Raw genomic sequence first — 16435 nt, forward strand, 5'->3', positions numbered from 1 at the left:
GCATCCCGATGTCACCTCAACCACGCACCTTGTACGAGAAGGTCTGGGGCGCCCATGTCGTGGAGCGCCGCGACGACGGCTCCTGCCTGATCTACATCGACCGTCACCTCGTCCACGAAGTCACCAGCCCGCAGGCATTCGAGGGGCTGCGCAGTGCCGGGCGTCGCGTGCGCCGACCCGACCTGACGCTGGCGGTGCCCGACCATAATCTGCCGACCACCGCGCGTGTCGATGCCGCCGGGCGCGAGCTGCCGATCGCCGATGCCGAAAGCGCCGAACAGCTCGGCGCGCTGCGCAGCAACGTGGCGGAGTTCGGCGTGCCGTATATAGACGCGCTCGCAGTCGAACAGGGGATCGTTCATGTCGTGGGGCCCGAGCAGGGCTTCACGCTGCCCGGCACCACCGTGGTGTGCGGCGATAGCCATACCTCGGCGCACGGTGCGCTCGGCGCGATCGCGTTCGGGATCGGGACGAGCGAGGTCGAGCACGTGCTCGCCACGCAGACGCTAATTCTGTCGCCGTCGAAGACGATGGAGGTGCGTGTCGACGGCAGCCTGGGCTTCGGCGTGTCGGCGAAGGACGTGGTGCTCGCGATCATCGGGCGGATCGGCGCGGCGGGCGGCACCGGTTACGTGATCGAATTCACCGGCGAGGTGATCCGCGACCTGTCGGTCGAGGGACGGCTGACGATCGCCAACATGAGCATCGAGGGCGGCGCGCGCGCCGGCATGATAGCACCCGACGAGACGACCTTCGCATACCTGAAGGGTCGCATGATGGCGCCGAAAGGGGCCGAGTGGGACCGCGCTGTCGAATGGTGGCGTACGCTGCCGAGCGACGTAGGCGCGCGCTACGATCGCACCGTCACCTTGTCGGCGAGCGACATAGCGCCCGCGCTCACCTGGGGCACAAGCCCGGAGGACGTGGTGCCGATCACCGGCGTCGTGCCCGCGCCCGAGAGCTTCGCCGATCCGTCGAAGCAGGCGGCGGCGCGTAAGTCGCTCGATTACATGGGTCTCGTGCCGGGCATGCGGATGCAGGACGTCGCGGTACAGCACGTCTTTATCGGCAGCTGCACCAACAGCCGGATCGAGGATCTGCGCGCCGCGGCGCGTGTTGCGAGCGGCCGCCGCGTCGCCGACGGCGTGCGCGCGATGGTCGTGCCGGGATCGGGACTGGTCAAGCGGCAGGCGGAGGCCGAGGGGCTGGACCGCATCTTCGCGGAGGCCGGGTTCGAGTGGCGCGAGCCAGGGTGTTCGATGTGCCTGGCGATGAACCCAGACAAGGTGCCGCCGGGCGAGCGCTGCGCGTCGACGTCGAACCGAAATTTCGTCGGGCGGCAGGGTCCCGGCGCGCGCACGCATCTGCTATCCCCGGCGATGGCGGCGGCGGCGGCGGTCAACGGTCGGTTAACCGACGTGCGCGAGCTGATCTGAACCAAAACAAACGGGGTCTTTCGATGAAGATGGTTCTGGCATTCCTCGTCGCGGGTGCGGCGGTGAGCGGCGTCGCAGCCTATGCGGCGGTGGCGAAGACGCACGCGGGCCCCGCCCCGGCACGACCCGCCAAGCCGGCGCGCTGACGCCCATGGAGCCGGTGACGCGCGTGTCGGGGAGCGCCTATCCCTGGGGGCAAAAGAACGTCGACACCGACGTCATCATCCCCGCGCACTGGCTCAAGACGATCAAGCGGTCGGGGCTGGGGCGCGGCGCGTTCGAGACGGTGCGCAGTGCTCCGGGCAACATCTTCGACGATCCCCGCTACGCCGGCAGCCCGATCCTGATCGCGGGCGATAATTTCGGCTGCGGATCGAGCCGCGAACATGCCGCCTGGGCACTTGCCGACATGGGCGTGCGCGCGGTCATCGCGCCAAGCTTTTCGGACATCTTCTCGGGCAACGCGTTCAAGAACGGCATCGTCGCGGTGGTACTGCCGCAGGAGGCGATCGACCGCTTGCTCGTGGTGGCCACGGATCAGCCGGTCACGATCGACCTGGAGACGATGACGGTCACGACGCCGTTCCAGGGCCGCTTTACCTTCACGCTCGATCCCTTTCGCCGACGCTGCCTGATGGAAGGGCTGGACGAGGTCGGTCTGACGCTGTCAAAGGATACCGCGATTTCGAAATTCGAGGAGGCGATGCACCAGCAGCGCCCCTGGATCGACCAAAGGAGCGGAAATGCGGGCATTGCTGTCGAGGGCGCCGGGCGGACCTGAAACTCTGGAGATCGGCGACCTGCCCGATCCGACGCCTAGCGTGGGTGAGGTCGTGATCGCGGTCAAGGCTTGCGCGATCAATTATCCCGACGTGCTCGTCATCGAGGACAAGTATCAGTTCAAGCCGCCGCGCCCGTTCGCGCCGGGAGGCGAGGTGTCGGGCGTGGTCGATCAGGTCGGCGAGGGGGTGACGCGGCTGAAGGTCGGTGACCGCGTGATGGGTAACACCGGGATGGGCGGCCTGTCTGAGCGATTGCTTTTCAAAGAAGCCGCGCTCTACCCGATTCCCGACGAGCGCAGTTTCGAGGAAGCCGCCGCGCTGCTGCTGACTTACGGCACGACGATCCACGCGCTGATCGACCGCGGTCACATCAAGGAAGGCGACAATCTGCTGGTGCTGGGTGCCGCGGGCGGGGTGGGGCTCGCCGCGGTCGAGCTTGGCAAGGCGTTCGGAGCGCGCGTCGTCGGGGCGGTGTCGAGCGAGGAGAAGGCGCAGGCTGTGCGCGATGCGGGCGCCGACGAGGTCATTATCTACGATCGCGGCCCGTTCGGAAAGGACGAGTCGAAGTCGCTCGCCGAGCAGTTCAAGGATAAGGGCGGCAAGGCCGGATACCAGTTGATCTACGATGCGGTCGGCGGCGACTATGCCGAGCCCGCGCTGCGTTCGATCGGGTGGGAGGGGCGATACCTCGTCATCGGTTTCCCCGCGGGTATCCCCAAGCTGCCGCTCAACCTGACGTTGCTCAAGAGCTGCGACGTGTGCGGCGTGTTCTGGGGTGCGTTCGCGGCGCGCGATCCCGAGGCCAATCGCGCCAACATCCAGCGCCTGTTCGATCTGTGGAAGGACGGGCGCATCGCACCGCGCGTGACCGAGGTCTTCCCGTTCGAGCGCGGCGGCGAAGCGATCGCGAAGATGGCGGCGCGCGCCGCCATCGGCAAGCTGGTGGTGCGCGTCGCCGACTGAGCGTCCGGCCGCACGGGGGCAGCCCCGTTGCTTGTGCGGGCGGCGCGTTCTATCTCCGCCGACACGAGCAACGGGAGCTGCCATGACCACCTTCGACGACCGCGCACGCGGGTTCGAGAACCAGTTTTCGCGCGACGAGGAAATGGCCTTCCGCGTCACCGCGCGGCGTAACCGACTGGTCGGGCAATGGGCAGCGGCGCTGATGAAGCTGACGCCCGAGGAGACTGACGCCTATGCCAAGTCGGTCGTACAGGCCGATTTCGAGGAAGCGGGAGACGAGGACGTCGTGCGCAAGCTGTTGGGCGATCTGACGGCCGCAGGCGTCGACATCGACGAGGCGGCGGTACGCCAGGCATTGACCCAGGAAACGATCGAGGCGCGCCGGCAGCTCCTCAAGGCGGAGTAGGCGCGATGCCGATGGAAGGTGACGAGATCGCCGCGCTGATCCGCGCCGGCATCCCCGATGCCGAGGTCGAGATGACCGATCTGGCGGGCGACAAGGATCATTGGTCGGCGCGCGTGACCAGTGCATCGTTCGCCGGCATGCCGCGCGTGCGCCAGCATCAGGCGGTTTATGCCGCGCTCGGCGACCGGATGGGTGGCGTGCTCCACGCCTTGCAGCTCACCACCGCCGTACCGAAGTAAAAGGCACATCAGGCAGATAGCCTTTCGATAGGAACGACCAGACCATGACCGACGACACCAACGCCCGCATCGATGCCGTGGTGAAGAACAATCCCGTCGTGTTGTTCATGAAGGGCACGCCGTTGTTCCCACAGTGTGGCTTCTCCAGCCGTGCGATTGCGATCCTTGAGCGGCTAGGCGTCGAGTTCGAGAGCGTCGACGTGCTGCAGGATCAGGGGATCCGCCAAGGCATCAAGGCTTATTCGGACTGGCCGACGATTCCGCAGCTCTACGTCAACGGCGAGTTCGTCGGCGGATCGGACATCATGATGGAAATGTACGAGAGCGGCGAGCTGGCCGAGCTGTTCGCAGGCAAAACTGCCGCTCAGTGAGATGATCGAACGACGGGCGCTGCTCGCGGCGGCGCCCGATCACCGACGTACGTATCAGGTTTGGTGAAGATTGCGGGCGAGACCGGGTTGGACGGGCGCCGAGAGATCGAGAAAGCGGCGGCCCGTCCAGCTGAAGCGTCGATGCGCTCGGTAGCGTAGTGTACGTCGCATGGCGCGTGCCAAATTATCAATACCGCGGTTTTCCTCATATAGAATGGTTAAGCCATCTGACCGGAGACACTTAGGTGTAAAGCAGGTCGACATTGTGCCCGCGCCGTTGACAACAGGTGTAGTCGATGCGAGAAGACTACATCTGTAAGCGGGACGAGGATGGCGCCGATGGCCGAGCGTATCAGTGATGCCGAGCATGCGGTGATGGAGGTACTGTGGGACGAGAGCCCGCTCACCGCGCAGGACGTGACCGAGCGCGTCGATCCCAACCGCGCGTGGAGTGCCGCCACGGTCAAGACATTGCTCGGACGGTTGCTCGGCAAGGGCGCGGTACGGCACGAAGTCGATGGCAGGCGCTACCTTTATTCGCCCGCGGTCGCGCGCGAAGACTATGTTGCGGGCGAGTCGCGCAAGCTGATCGATCGATTGTTCGGCGGCAAGCTGACCCCGCTCGTCGCGCATCTGGCCGAGCGTGACGAACTGTCGCGGCAGGATATCGCCGAGATTGAGGCGCTGCTCAAGGCGTTGAAACAGTGATCGCGCTGGCCGTGGAGGCGCTGATCGCCTCGACCGCGCTGATGCTGCTGGTCCTAGCGCTTCGCGGACCCGTGCGCCGCGCCTTCGGCGCCGAAATGGCGTATCTACTGTGGTCGTTGCCGGTGTTGCGGTTGTTGCTGCCGCCGCTGCCGAGCGGGTGGAGTCCGCTCGAGGCCGCGCCAATCGCCGACGTCAGCGAGCGCGCCGCGGTGCTGATGACCCCGGCCGTGCCGGTGGACGTCGCCGCGATCGCGACGCCGGCTGCGTCGGCAAGCGGCGCCGTGCCGTGGCTCGCGCTCGTGTGGATTTCTGGTGCGGTGGCAATTCTGGGTTTCCAGCTCGCAGCGTACCTGCGCTTCCGCGCGCGGGTGCTGCGCGGCGCCGAGGCGGTGACGCGCGTCGGATCGGTCGAGGTGGTTGAGAGTGCGGGCGCGAGCGGGCCGCTCGCCTTCGGGTTGATCCGCCGCATCGTCGCTTTTCCGGCGGATTTCGCCGAGCGGTACGATGCGCAGGAACGCGAGCTCGCACTCGCGCACGAGATCGGCCATCATCGCCGCGGCGACCTGTGGGCGAACTGGGTCGCGCTCGCACTGCTGGCGCTGCACTGGTTCAATCCGGTCGCCTGGATCGCCTTCCGCGCCTTTCGCGCTGATCAGGAGATGGCGAACGACGCCGGCGTGCTCGCCCGCGCAGGCGTCGCGCAACGCCACGCCTATGGTTGTGCGATCGTCAAGGCGGCGCATGGTCGCGCGCTGACCCCGGCCTGTCACCTGAACACCATCAACGACCTGAAAGGGCGCTTGCGGATGCTGGCGCGCGGTCGCGTGTCGGGTCGGCGCGTAGCGGCGGGGGGGGCCGCGATCACCGCGCTCGCGGGTGCCGGTCTGGTGCTGACCGCGTCGGGAATGCCGGCGGCCGCGCGCGTGCGCGCCGGGGTGGAGCAGGTGACGGGCGTGCCACTCGACTCGCTCGATCGCACCTTCGCCGAGGTGATGGCGCCGATCACGCGCGTCCGCACGACGCACCGGGTGACGATCGTCGAGAATGGCCGCGCGACCGTATTAAGCGGCCGTGACGCCGCCGCCTATGTCGCGGCGCATCCTGTCCCGGTGACGCCGGTGCCGCCAGTCCCACCGATGCCCCCCGTGCAGGGCGGACGCAGCCAGCCGCCCGTCACACCCGCGCCGCCGCCGATCCCCGCGGCGGTGAGTGTCAGCCGCGGCGGGTGCGAGGATGGTGCCGCGATCACTACTCGTTCCGGCAACGGTCGCGCGGTGGTGATCTGCGATAGTGGAAGCGAGGGCTACGCCACGAACGTCAACCGCGAGGCGCTGGACGAGGCACGCGAGGCGCGGCGCGAAGCGATGCAGACCGCGATGGAAGCCCGCCGCGAGGGGCTGCGTGCCAGCATGGAGGCGCAACGGGAAGCGATGGAGGCGCAGAAGGAGGCACAGCGCGAGGCGATGGACGCGCGGCGTGAGGCGATGCGCGAGCAGATGGAGGCGCAGCGCGAAAATCAGGCCGCATTGCGCTCGGCGATGGCGGACCTCGCGAGAACGCGCGCGAGTCTTGCAGGTGACCGCGACCTGACCGGCGACGTTCGGACGAAGGCGCTGCGTCAGGTCGACAAGGCGCTGGCAAATGTGCGCGCGCAGATGGCGGCGATCGATTAGTGGGTCTCGGGCGCGGCGCTTGCGTCGCTGCGCCCGACCCGCCATCTCGGTGCGCAATGAACGATGCGTCACCGCCGCCGACCGGGCTCGCGATCGAGCTCGAGCCGCTCGTCACCCGCGTGCTGGCGCCCAATGCCTCGCCGTACACGTTCACGGGGACGCAGACGCATCTGGTCGGGACGACCGATCTCGCGATCATCGATCCGGGACCGGCGGACGAGGCGCATCACGCCGCACTGCTGCGGACGATCGCGGGGCGGCGGGTGCACGCGATCGTCATCACGCATCATCACCGCGATCACAGCCCCGGCGCGCGGCGGCTGGCGGAGGAGACGGGTGCGCCGATCATGGGCGCAGCGCCGTTCGCGCTCAGCGACGACAGCCCGCGCGGCGACGCGGCGTTCGACGCCGATTACGCCCCCGATCGCGTGCTGGCCGAGGGTGAGCGGGTGAGCGGCGAGGGGTGGACGCTGGAGGCAATCGCGACGCCCGGCCACACCAGCAACCATCTCGCCTTTGCACTCGCGGAGACGGGTGCGCTGTTCTCGGGCGATCACGTGATGGGCTGGGCAACCAGCGTCGTCTCACCGCCCGACGGCGACATGGGCGACTATATGGCGAGCCTGGAGAAGCTGCTCGCACGCAGTGACCGCATTTATTATCCCGGCCATGGCCTGGAGATTGAGCGACCGCAGCGGCTGGTGCGCGGGCTGCTCGGGCACCGCAAGCAGCGTGAGGGGCAAATCCTGCGGCTGCTCGGCGAGGGGGTCGGCACCGTGCCGGGCATGGTGGAGCGGATGTACGTGGGGCTCGACCGACGGCTGCTGCCCGCGGCCGAGCGATCGGTGTTGGCGCATCTGATCGATCTCGATCGCCGCGCGCTGGTGCGGGCCGATGGTGCAGCGTGGAGCATCGAGGCGTCGTGAACAATCTGGTCAAGACTGCGCTCGGCCTCGCACTGTCCGTGGCGATCGTCGTCGTGTCGGTCGCGGGCTATCGACGCTACACCGACAGCTACACCGTCGCGACTGACGAGAACGGGTTGGCGGTTGCGCGCGTCGTGACGGGGAAGCTCTACGGCAGCAGCGACCTGCGCGTCAGTCGCCTGTCGGGTATCGTGCAGGCGACCGCGGCAACCAGCCGTTTGTGGGGCTGGCTGAAATCGACGCGGGTGGTGAAGGCGCCGTACGAGGTCGATTACTTCGTCGCGCTGCAATCGCTGTCGCCGCGCGACTTCCACTACGACGAGGCAAACCGCCGCCTATTAGTCGAGGTGCCCGACGTGGTGGTCGGGCGTCCCAATGTCGACGAAGCGAACGTGACAATCGACCAGACCAGCGGCGCGTTCGTCTCGCGCGACGCGATGGCGGAACTGCAGCGCCGTGTGTCGGGCACGGCGACGCGCGTGGTGGCGGCCAAGGCGCACGAGCCGCAGAATATCCTCAAGGCGCGCGAGAACGGATGCGTCGCGCTCGAACGGCTGTTCGGCGGGACGCTGGCGGCGGCGGGGCTGCCGGTTAGCGTGCAGGTGCGCTTTCAGGGTGAGCCGCGTGGAGGCGATGTCACGCAGTGGGATCTGACACGCAGCCTCGAAGAGGTGCTCGGCAACGGGCGCTGACTTGATCGCGCGCGCGCGCTGGGCCACATCCGCGCGCATGGAACAGCCCACCAACCTCTCCGGCCTCGACCTGCGCGCCGAGATCGACCGCCTCCGCCGTGAGCGCAACGCGGTGATCCTCGCGCATTATTACCAGAAGCCCGAGATTCAGGATCTGGCCGATTTCGTCGGTGACAGCTTGGACCTCAGCCGCAAGGCGGCGGACACCGACGCCGACGTGATCGCATTCTGCGGGGTGCGCTTCATGGCGGAGACGGCGAAGATCCTCAGCCCGCAGAAGACGGTGGTGCTGCCCGACATGGACGCAGGCTGCAGCCTGGAGGATAGCTGCCCACCCGAGCAGTTCGCTGCTTTCCGCAAGCAGCATCCGGACGCGATTGCGCTGACCTACATCAACTGCTCGGCCGAGGTGAAGGGGCTGTCCGACGTCATCGTGACGAGCAGTTCGGCGGAAAAGATTTTGAGCCAGATCCCGCCCGAACAGCCGATCATCTTCGGCCCCGATCGCAATCTTGGCGGATACCTCGCGCGCAAGACCGGGCGCGACCTGATCCTGTGGCCGGGTGTGTGCATCGTCCACGAGGCGTTCAGCGAGACGGAACTGCTGAAGCTCAAGGCGCAGCATCCGGGCGCACCGGTCGCGGCGCACCCGGAATGCCCGGCGGTGATCGTCGACCACGCCGATTACGTCGGCTCGACGCGCGGCATCCTCGATTACGCGATGGCGATGCCCGGCGACACGCTGATCGTCGCGACCGAGCCGCACATCATCCACCAGATGGTAAAGGCGCTGCCAAACAAGACCTTCATCGGAGCGCCGGGCGCGGACGGCAACTGCAACTGCAACATTTGCCCCTACATGGCGCTGAACACGATGGAGAAGCTGTACGTCGCGCTGCGTGACTTGAGCCCCAGGATCGAGATTGAGGAAGGTCTGCGGCTGCGCGCGAAGAAGAGCCTCGACGCGATGCTGGCGATGGCGAACGGTTCGGTCGGGCTGGGTGATCTCGGGCCGGTGCGGGTCACCGGCGACTGAGCCGCTATGGCCCGCTTCGTCGCTGGTCCAGATCAGGGGCGGGGCACGCACTCCCGCCAACTAGCTGAGGCGATGCAGAATGGATCGCCGGCAGGCTGTTGGCCTTGCGCGGCGCTTCGAGGCGATGATGACCACGCCGAGAATACGAGCGGCCCTAATGAAAACCGTCGAATAGATTACTTCGAAGCGCGTTTTAGCAGCGAGGTAGCCGCGCCTCGCCGACGCGTGGGCGGCGGGTGCGCTAACCGGCTACCACGACGAGCCAGGCTACTGCGGGGACAACGAGGGCAACGGTAACTGGATCGCCGGGGGGGGGGGGGCAGATCAACGCGCTGTTGGCTCTTCGCTTCAATCGGCGAGCCGCCCGTCCTTGATCGCGTCGGGTTCGAACGGGAGCAGCACGTCGGGGTCGGGCTGCTTGATCTCGCGCGCGATCCCCTCGTCGGCGATTTCGTGGAGGAGATGGCGGATCACCGCCTTGTGCGCGGCAGGTTTGTCGTCGGCGCGCACGCAGGTCCAAGGTGCCCAGACGCTGTGCGTCCGCTCCAGCATCGTGTCGCGCGCGGCCGAATAATCCGCCCATTTGTCCTGCGCGACTGCGTCCAGCGCGGAAACTTTCAATGCCTTGAGCGGATCGGTGCGGCGCTTCTCTAGCCGGCGAGCCTGCTCGTCCTTCTCGATGTCGAGCCACAGCTTCACCAACGTGATCCCGTTCTCAACCAGCATACGCTCGAAATCGGGCACGTCGCGCAGGAATTGCGCCTGCTGCGCGGGGGTGGAGAAGCCGTTCACCACCTCGACGCCGGCGCGGTTATACCAGCTACGGTTGAAGATCACGAACTCGCCCGCGGCGGGCAGATGCGCGACGTAACGCTGGAAATACCACTGTGTCGCCTCGCGGTCGTTCGGTTTGGGCAGCGCCACGACGCGGGTGTTACGGACCGACAGGTGCTGCGTGATCGCCTTGATCGTGCCGTCCTTGCCAGCGGCGTCGCGACCTTCGAGCACGACGACTGCACGTTCGCCGCTCTTCGCCATTGCCGCCTGCATCCGGACGAGTCCCAATTGCAGCTTGTGGTGGTGTTTGGCCTTCCCCATCGGTCCTCCGTCACTTGGTCCCCTGCGACACACCGGTTGAGCGGGGCCAACAGGGACGCTACGCATCGGCGATGAAATCGCTCCTTCCGCTCGTGTCGCTGCTCGCGATTGCCGCTGCGCCCGCCGCCGATCCTTATGCGTGGCTGGAGGATATCGAGGGCAGCCGCGCGCTCGGGCAGGTCAAGGCGTGGAATGCCGAGACCGAGCAACTACTGACGCGCAACCCGCGCTACGAAGAGGATCGGGCGCGTGCGAAGGCGATCCTCGACGACGAGGCACAGATCGCTGAGCCCGAAACCGTGATGGGGGCGCAGGTCACCAATCTGTGGCGTGATGCGGCGCATCCGCGCGGGCTGTGGCGGATCGCGAGCCTTTCCAGCTACACCGCGGGAAAGCCCGAGTGGCGGACGCTGATAGACGTCGATGCGCTCGGCAAGGCAGAAGGCAAGAGCTGGGTCTGGCACGGCGCGCAGTGTCTGGAGCCCGCATACACCCGCTGCATGGTCGCGCTGAGTGCGGGCGGCACCGACGCGCAAGTGGTGCGTGAGTTCGACCTGACGGCGGGGGCGTTCGTACCCGGCGGCTTCGTCCTGCCCGAGGCGAAGAGCCGCTACACGTGGATCGACCGCGATCACCTGCTGGTTGCGAGCGACTGGGGCGCGGGATCGCTGACCGTATCGGGCTATCCGCGGATCGCGAAGGTGTGGACGCGCGGTACCGCCATCACCGCGGCGAAGACGGTGCATGAGGCGCCGGCGTCGATCGTGGGGCTAGAGGTGCGCGCCCCCGTCGACGCGACGCAGCGCTGGCCGATGATCGCAGTCAACACGACCTTCTTCCAGAGCGATTATATCGTGCGGCTGCCCGATGGCCGCTTCGCGCCACTGCCCTTGCCGCCGGGCACGGACGTGCGCGACGTGATCGATGGCCGCGCGATCGTGTCGTACAGCAAGCCTGCGGGCGGCTTCGACGCGGGCGTGCTGGTCGCCTACTCGCTCGCCGACGTGGCGGCCGGACGGCGTGCGGTCCCCGAGCTGGTGATGGCGCCGACCGCGAGCCAGGCAGTCGAGGAAGTCAGCGCGACCGACCATGTGTTGTGGGTCAAGGTGCTCGACGACGTATCGGGCAAGCTGCTCGCGCTGCGCCGCGGGGCCGATGGCCGCTGGTCGCAACAGGCGATGCCGCTCGCCGCTGCAAGCACGGTTCACATCGTCGGCAGCGCGGGCACGCGCGATTTGGCGTTCGCGACCGTCGAGGGGATGCTGACCCCGCCTACGCTCTACGCGGTCGGTGCGGACGCAAAGTTAGCAGCGGTGCAGTCCTTGCCCGCGAAATTCGACGCGCGCCGATATGCGGTTGCGCAGCATTTTGCGACATCGAGGGACGGGACGCGCGTTCCCTATTTCCTCGTGACCAAGAAGGGCGCGACGAAGCCCGCGCCGGCGTTGATCCACGCGTACGGCGGGTTTCGCAATGCGCAGACGCCGACCTACCTGACCGATCAGCCGTACCGCGCCGGTCCGCTGGGGCTGTTCTGGGTCGAGCAGGGCAATGCCTTCGTGCTCGCCAACCTGCGCGGCGGCGGTGAGTATGGCCCGCGCTGGCATCAGGCGGGGCTACGCGAGAAGCGGCAGAACGTCTTCGACGATCTTCACGCGGTCGCGGAGGATCTGGTCAGGACGGGCGTTAGCGCGCCGAAGAAGATCGCGATCTCGGGCCGCTCGAACGGCGGGCTGCTGGTCGGCGTCGCGATGCAGCAGCGCCCCGACCTGTACGGCGCGGTGATCGCGGGATCGCCGCTCGAGGACATGCGGCGCTACTCGCACCTGTCAGCGGGCGCTTCCTGGATCGACGAGTACGGCGACCCCGACAAGCCGGCCGACTGGGCGTTCATCAGCAAATATTCGCCGTATCAAAACGTCCGCGCGGGCGTGCGCTACCCGCCGGTGCTGTTCTACGGATCGACCAAGGATGACCGCGTCCATCCGGGGCACGCGAGAAAGCTCGCCGCGCTGCTCAAGGCGAACGGCAACACCGTCTATTTTCACGAATATCTGGAAGGCGGGCACGCGGTCGGGGCCGATCATGCAGAGGACGCGCGCCGCGCCGCGCTGCTCGATGCGTTCCTGCGCCGTGAGCTGATGGAGAAATAGGCACCCGCGTGGCCGCTTGGGCGTTAGAAGCGGTCAACGGGGAGAATACATGACCAAGCTGTTCCACGTCAGCGATGTACATTTCGGCGCCGAGGACCCGGCAGCGATCGCCTGGTTCGGCGAGCGCGTCGCGGCGGAGAAGCCCGACGCGGTCATCATGACGGGTGACCTGACGATGCGCGCCAAGCCTAAGGAGTTCCAGGCGGGAGGCGACTGGCTCCGCTCGCTCGGCGTGCCGGTGACGCTGGAGGTCGGCAATCACGACATCCCTTATTACTGGGATCCGTTGCGGCGCTTGTTCTCACCCTATTCGCGCTATGCTGCGGTCGAAAAGATGATCGAGCGACCGCTCGACATCCAGGGCATTGCGGTGATCCCGCTCAAGACCACCGCGCGCGCGCAGTGGCGCTGGAACTGGTCAAAGGGGCGGGTAAGCCCGGGATCGCTCAACCGTTCGCTGTCGCTGATCGCCGGTGTGCCGAAGGATCACCTGATTATCGTCGCCGGACACCACCCCCTGATCGAGGGGCCTACCAAGGGCACGGCGAAGACGAAATACGGCGACCGCGCGCTCGTCGCGCTGGCGGAGGCGGGGGCGGATGCGGTGCTGTCGGGGCATGTCCATGATCCGTTCGACGTCCCGTTCACGCACGGCGGGCGCACTGTTCGATTGATCGGGGCGGGCACCTTGTCGAAGCGCGTGCGTCACTCGCCGCCCGCGTTCAACGAATTGCGCGTCGTGGATGGCGCGATCACGACGATCGTGCGGACGATGGAGGGAGACCGGATGCTCGCGCTCGGTGAGCCGGTCCGGGAGCCGGCGTGAGACCCGTCACGCTCGCGCTGCCGTTACTGCTGATCGCGGCGGCGCCGATCGACAATTCAGGCGCGGCGTCGGCAAACAAGGCGGGACCATCGCGCGCCGACCGGCGGCTGAAGGCCGACGTGCTGCGCGGGATGCAGCGTTACGCGACCGCGGCCTATCGCTGCGCGCGGCTCGACCGGGTGCAGGCACAATCGCTGCCCAAGCGGTTCCGCGTGACGTCGGTGGTGTATCGCCGCGGCGGGCATTGGGAGGCGTGGTCGGCGCGCGTGTGCGGCCAGCGTCGCGGCTTTCTGGTGGCGATGTGGCCGAGCCGGCGCGGCGGGGTCGATTTCACGATCGAGCCGCAGCGCAACTCTGCGCGTCTTTGACGCTCAACGCCTGAGCCTGAGCGTCGCGCCGATCGTCCGCGGATCGCTCGGCGTCGCGAGGATCAGGCCGCTGTTGCCCGCCTGGACGGTTACGTTCTGCACATAGTCGGCGTCGAAGAGATTGCGCGCGAACAGGGCGACCTCGACCCCGTCGGCGAAGCGGTAACCGATGTTGGCGTTGGTGAGGTTGTACGCGCGGATATAAGTGAAGCGCGACAGGCTGGGGTCGCCGCTATATCCGCTGCGCGACGCGGTATCGACGTGGAGGAAGACAGTGCCGCTGCCGATCGGCTGTTCGATGTCGGCGCCCGCGGTCGCGGCAAGCCGCGGCAGCGAGGCGAGGCGACGGCCGGTCAGGCTGCACCGCGTCGTCGCGGCGGTCTGCTGCTCGAGCGGGCAGGGGCCGGCGGGATAATCGCTATATTCACCGTCGGCGTAGGCAAGCCCGGCGCGCAGCGACACGCCCGGCAGGACGAGCGCGGTCGCGTCCGCCTCGATACCCTTCACGGTCACCTCGGGAATGTTCGACAGATAGCCGCGCAGCTGTGCGGTCTGGGTCACCGAATTCTCGACCACGGTCGCCTGAAAGTTACGAACCTTCGTGTAGAAACCGTCGATGTTGAAGACGAGCCGGCGGTCAAACGCTTGCGTCTTCAGGCCCACCTCGTAGGTCTCGTTACGCTCCGGCCGCACGACCGCGGTGGCGAGGACGGGGCGGTTGTTGGCGTCGAGCGGTAGCCCCGACATGTTGATCCCACCCGATTTGAACCCGCGCGCGTAGCTCGCGTACCCAAGCACGCCGGGCGCAAGGTCGATCGCGACATTGCCGCGCCCCGACAGGCTGCCGTCGCGGTCGCGCGCGGCATAGGATTGCGCGCGCAGGATGTTGAACCGCGCATTAGTCAGTGCGGGGATTGTCGTCGCCGGGCCGCCCGAGACGGTCGTGTCGTATTGGCCGTCCTTGTTCTCATGCGTGTAGCGCAGCCCCCCGGTCAGCGTGACGCGGTCGATGACGCGCCAGTTCGCCTCGCCGAAGGCGGCGTAGCTCGCGCTGTGGAAACGGGTGCGGCCGTCCTGTCCGTAACCGTCGAGCAGGTTCGACGGTACCGCGACCGGGGTCGCGTTGGTGGCACTGGTCGGCACGCTCTGCCCGATCAACCAGTTCGCAGCCGCGGGGCCGTAGATGCTGATCGGACGCCCGGTGATCGTCTGAGAAAAGGCGTAGAGGCCGACGACATAGCCGAGCCTGCGGTCACCGTTCGAAGCAAGGCGCAGTTCCTGGCTCCACTGGTCCTGCCGCGAGGGAATGTGCTGGCTGAGCTGGATTGGCAGGCCGATGTAGTCGCGGTCGTTCTCCGCGTCCCAATTCCAGAAGCGCCACGCGGTGACCGAGGTGATTGTCGCCGGGCCGACGTTCCAATCGGTGATCCCGGATACGCCGCCCTCGTTGGTGTCGGTACCGAGCGGGCCGTCGATGTCAGTTACGCGGTCGCGGTAGTCGAGCGAGGGGAGGGCGTAGCTGAACTGGCGCGCGAGCGCGGGGAACTGGCGGTTTGCGGCGCGCAGGCTGCTGCCGACGACGTAGGGAACCTGCGTGCAGCAATAGGCCTGGAAATTGGTGAAGTCGGCCGACAGGCGTAGCTTGAGGCGGTCGTCGGGCTGGAACAGCAATTGCCCGCGCACCGCCTGCGTGCCGAGCGTGTTGGCGGCACGGCCGGTGCGAACGTTGTCAATCACGCCGTCGCGCCGCGTCGATACCCCCGACAGGCGATAGGCGACGGTGTCGCTGATCGGGCCCGACACCCAGCCCTTCGCCTGAACGAAATTGTAGTCGCCGTAGGAAAGTTCAGCGAACCCCTCCGGCGTGAAGGTCGGCGCGCGCGTGGTGATGTTGATCGCGCCCGCGGTCGTGTTCTTGCCGAACAGGGTGCCCTGCGGTCCGCGCAGTTCCTCGACCTGTGCGACATCGGCGAAGTCGAACGCCGCGGTCGCGGGGCGGGCGTGATAGACCTGGTCGACGTAGAAGCCGACGCCCGATTCGAGCCCGTCGTTCGCCTGACTGACCGCGACGACGCTGGAGCCCAGCCCGCGGATCGTGAACGCGGTGTTGCGTGGATTCGCCGAGGAATAGTTGAGGCTGGGGATCAGCGTGGTCAGCGCCTGCGCGTTCACCGCATAGGCCTGGTCGAGCAGGGTGCCACCGACGACCGACAGCGACGTCGGAATTCGCTGAGCATCTTCGGCGCGGCGGCGCGCGGTGACGATGACGGCGGGTAGGCCATCGGTGTCGTCGGCCGCGCTCGGCTCGCCGGGCGTGGGCCCGGCGTCGCTGGCCGGCGTGGTGATCGTATCCGCAGTCTTCGCCCCGGCAGGGAATGCAAGCGCCGCGAGCGCGAGTGAGGTCAGCGATGATGCGAGCTTCATGGACGTGACCCCTGTGACGTCCAGTTGCGATTGCCTGCGCGCTGGCGTGAGCTGCTCATGACGCTATGTCCGACCGAATACAATGGCGATATTCGATCGGATATGGCTTCGCCGACGTGAAGCAGGGGCGCTGCTTGGGGCTAAATGACGGTCAACGACGCCGCTCAGCTAACTTTGACGTTGTGCAGAGGGGTCCGCGGGCTGCCGCAGGGCGGGCGTGCCGCCCCGGCCGGGTCAGGGAGGAAGCTGAAACGAAATGCCCTCGTTCGGCTCCTCATCGCGCGAGAACCAGTGCATTTGTCGGTGAAGCTGACGATCAACGTCTGTCGCCTAC

General features: G+C 67.2%; 17 protein-coding genes. 15 read left to right on the forward strand and 2 right to left on the reverse strand.

Features of this window, described 5'->3' with window-relative positions; all coding sequences use genetic code 11:
• Positions 1-8: 8 nt before the first annotated feature.
• From leuC to nadA, 12 genes are all read left to right on the forward strand, one after another.
• On the forward strand, positions 9-1436 hold the full coding sequence (gene leuC, locus KZ810_RS06930; RefSeq protein WP_219768235.1) for a 3-isopropylmalate dehydratase large subunit: 1428 nt from the start codon (positions 9-11) through the stop codon (positions 1434-1436).
• 23 nt (positions 1437-1459) lie between these two features.
• Positions 1460-1582, forward strand: coding sequence for a hypothetical protein (locus tag KZ810_RS17205; RefSeq protein WP_258044518.1), 123 nt, complete (start codon positions 1460-1462; stop codon positions 1580-1582).
• 5 nt (positions 1583-1587) lie between these two features.
• A complete protein-coding gene (gene leuD / locus KZ810_RS06935) occupies positions 1588-2217 on the forward strand; it encodes a 3-isopropylmalate dehydratase small subunit (RefSeq protein WP_219768236.1) in 630 nt (209 codons plus the stop codon).
• Positions 2180-3181 (forward strand): NADPH:quinone oxidoreductase family protein, encoded by a 1002-nt coding sequence (locus tag KZ810_RS06940; protein ID WP_219768237.1) that lies wholly within the window; start codon positions 2180-2182, stop codon positions 3179-3181. Before leuD ends, KZ810_RS06940 begins: the two co-directional genes overlap by 38 nt.
• 82 nt (positions 3182-3263) lie before the next feature.
• Positions 3264-3587: a DUF1476 domain-containing protein gene (locus KZ810_RS06945; protein ID WP_219768238.1), complete on the forward strand. Its 324-nt coding sequence runs from the start codon at positions 3264-3266 to the stop codon at positions 3585-3587.
• 5 nt (positions 3588-3592) lie between these two features.
• Complete coding sequence (locus KZ810_RS06950) at positions 3593-3826, forward strand: BolA/IbaG family iron-sulfur metabolism protein (protein WP_219768239.1); 234 nt, start codon at positions 3593-3595, stop codon at positions 3824-3826.
• 44 nt (positions 3827-3870) lie between these two features.
• Complete coding sequence (gene grxD / locus KZ810_RS06955) at positions 3871-4197, forward strand: Grx4 family monothiol glutaredoxin (protein WP_219768240.1); 327 nt, start codon at positions 3871-3873, stop codon at positions 4195-4197.
• A gap of 339 nt (positions 4198-4536) precedes the next feature.
• Positions 4537-4905 carry a BlaI/MecI/CopY family transcriptional regulator gene (locus KZ810_RS06960; RefSeq protein WP_219768241.1) on the forward strand — a complete coding sequence of 123 codons (369 nt, stop codon included), beginning with the start codon at positions 4537-4539 and terminating at the stop codon, positions 4903-4905.
• The gene (locus tag KZ810_RS06965) at positions 4902-6578 is read left to right on the forward strand and encodes a M56 family metallopeptidase (RefSeq protein WP_219768242.1); all 1677 of its coding nucleotides are present in this window, start codon (positions 4902-4904) and stop codon (positions 6576-6578) included. Before KZ810_RS06960 ends, KZ810_RS06965 begins: the two co-directional genes overlap by 4 nt.
• Before the next feature lie 56 nt (positions 6579-6634).
• Entirely contained in the window at positions 6635-7504 is an 870-nt protein-coding gene (locus KZ810_RS06970; RefSeq protein WP_219768243.1) for an MBL fold metallo-hydrolase, read from the forward strand.
• Complete coding sequence (locus KZ810_RS06975; RefSeq protein ID WP_219768244.1) at positions 7501-8196, forward strand: DUF4230 domain-containing protein; 696 nt, start codon at positions 7501-7503, stop codon at positions 8194-8196. Before KZ810_RS06970 ends, KZ810_RS06975 begins: the two co-directional genes overlap by 4 nt.
• A 37-nt stretch (positions 8197-8233) precedes the next feature.
• Positions 8234-9232, forward strand: coding sequence for a quinolinate synthase NadA (nadA, locus tag KZ810_RS06980; RefSeq protein WP_219768245.1), 999 nt, complete (start codon positions 8234-8236; stop codon positions 9230-9232).
• A 348-nt stretch (positions 9233-9580) separates the two neighbouring features.
• Here the strand turns inward: nadA and ppk2 are convergent, their stop codons facing one another.
• Positions 9581-10330, reverse strand: a complete 750-nt coding sequence (ppk2, locus tag KZ810_RS06985) for a polyphosphate kinase 2 (RefSeq protein ID WP_219768246.1) — start codon at positions 10328-10330, stop codon at positions 9581-9583.
• A 71-nt stretch (positions 10331-10401) separates the two neighbouring features.
• Between ppk2 and KZ810_RS06990 the strand changes: the two genes are divergently transcribed.
• Genes KZ810_RS06990 through KZ810_RS07000 form a run of 3 tightly spaced genes read left to right on the forward strand, consistent with a single transcriptional unit; the run spans position 10402 to position 13677 of the window.
• On the forward strand, positions 10402-12483 hold the full coding sequence (locus tag KZ810_RS06990; RefSeq protein ID WP_219768247.1) for a prolyl oligopeptidase family serine peptidase: 2082 nt from the start codon (positions 10402-10404) through the stop codon (positions 12481-12483).
• A gap of 49 nt (positions 12484-12532) precedes the next feature.
• On the forward strand, positions 12533-13309 hold the full coding sequence (locus tag KZ810_RS06995) for a metallophosphoesterase family protein (RefSeq protein WP_219768248.1): 777 nt from the start codon (positions 12533-12535) through the stop codon (positions 13307-13309).
• Positions 13306-13677 (forward strand): hypothetical protein, encoded by a 372-nt coding sequence (locus KZ810_RS07000; protein WP_219768249.1) that lies wholly within the window; start codon positions 13306-13308, stop codon positions 13675-13677. The genes KZ810_RS06995 and KZ810_RS07000 overlap by 4 nt, the downstream gene beginning before the upstream one ends.
• A 3-nt stretch (positions 13678-13680) precedes the next feature.
• Here KZ810_RS07000 and KZ810_RS07005 read toward each other — a convergent pair whose 3' ends face one another.
• Positions 13681-16101: a TonB-dependent receptor gene (locus KZ810_RS07005; RefSeq protein WP_219768250.1), complete on the reverse strand. Its 2421-nt coding sequence runs from the start codon at positions 16099-16101 to the stop codon at positions 13681-13683.
• Positions 16102-16435 lie beyond the last annotated feature (334 nt).

The organism is Sphingomonas citricola, from assembly GCF_019429535.1.
In the GTDB taxonomy this organism is placed as follows: Bacteria; Pseudomonadota; Alphaproteobacteria; order Sphingomonadales; family Sphingomonadaceae; genus Sphingomonas; species Sphingomonas citricola.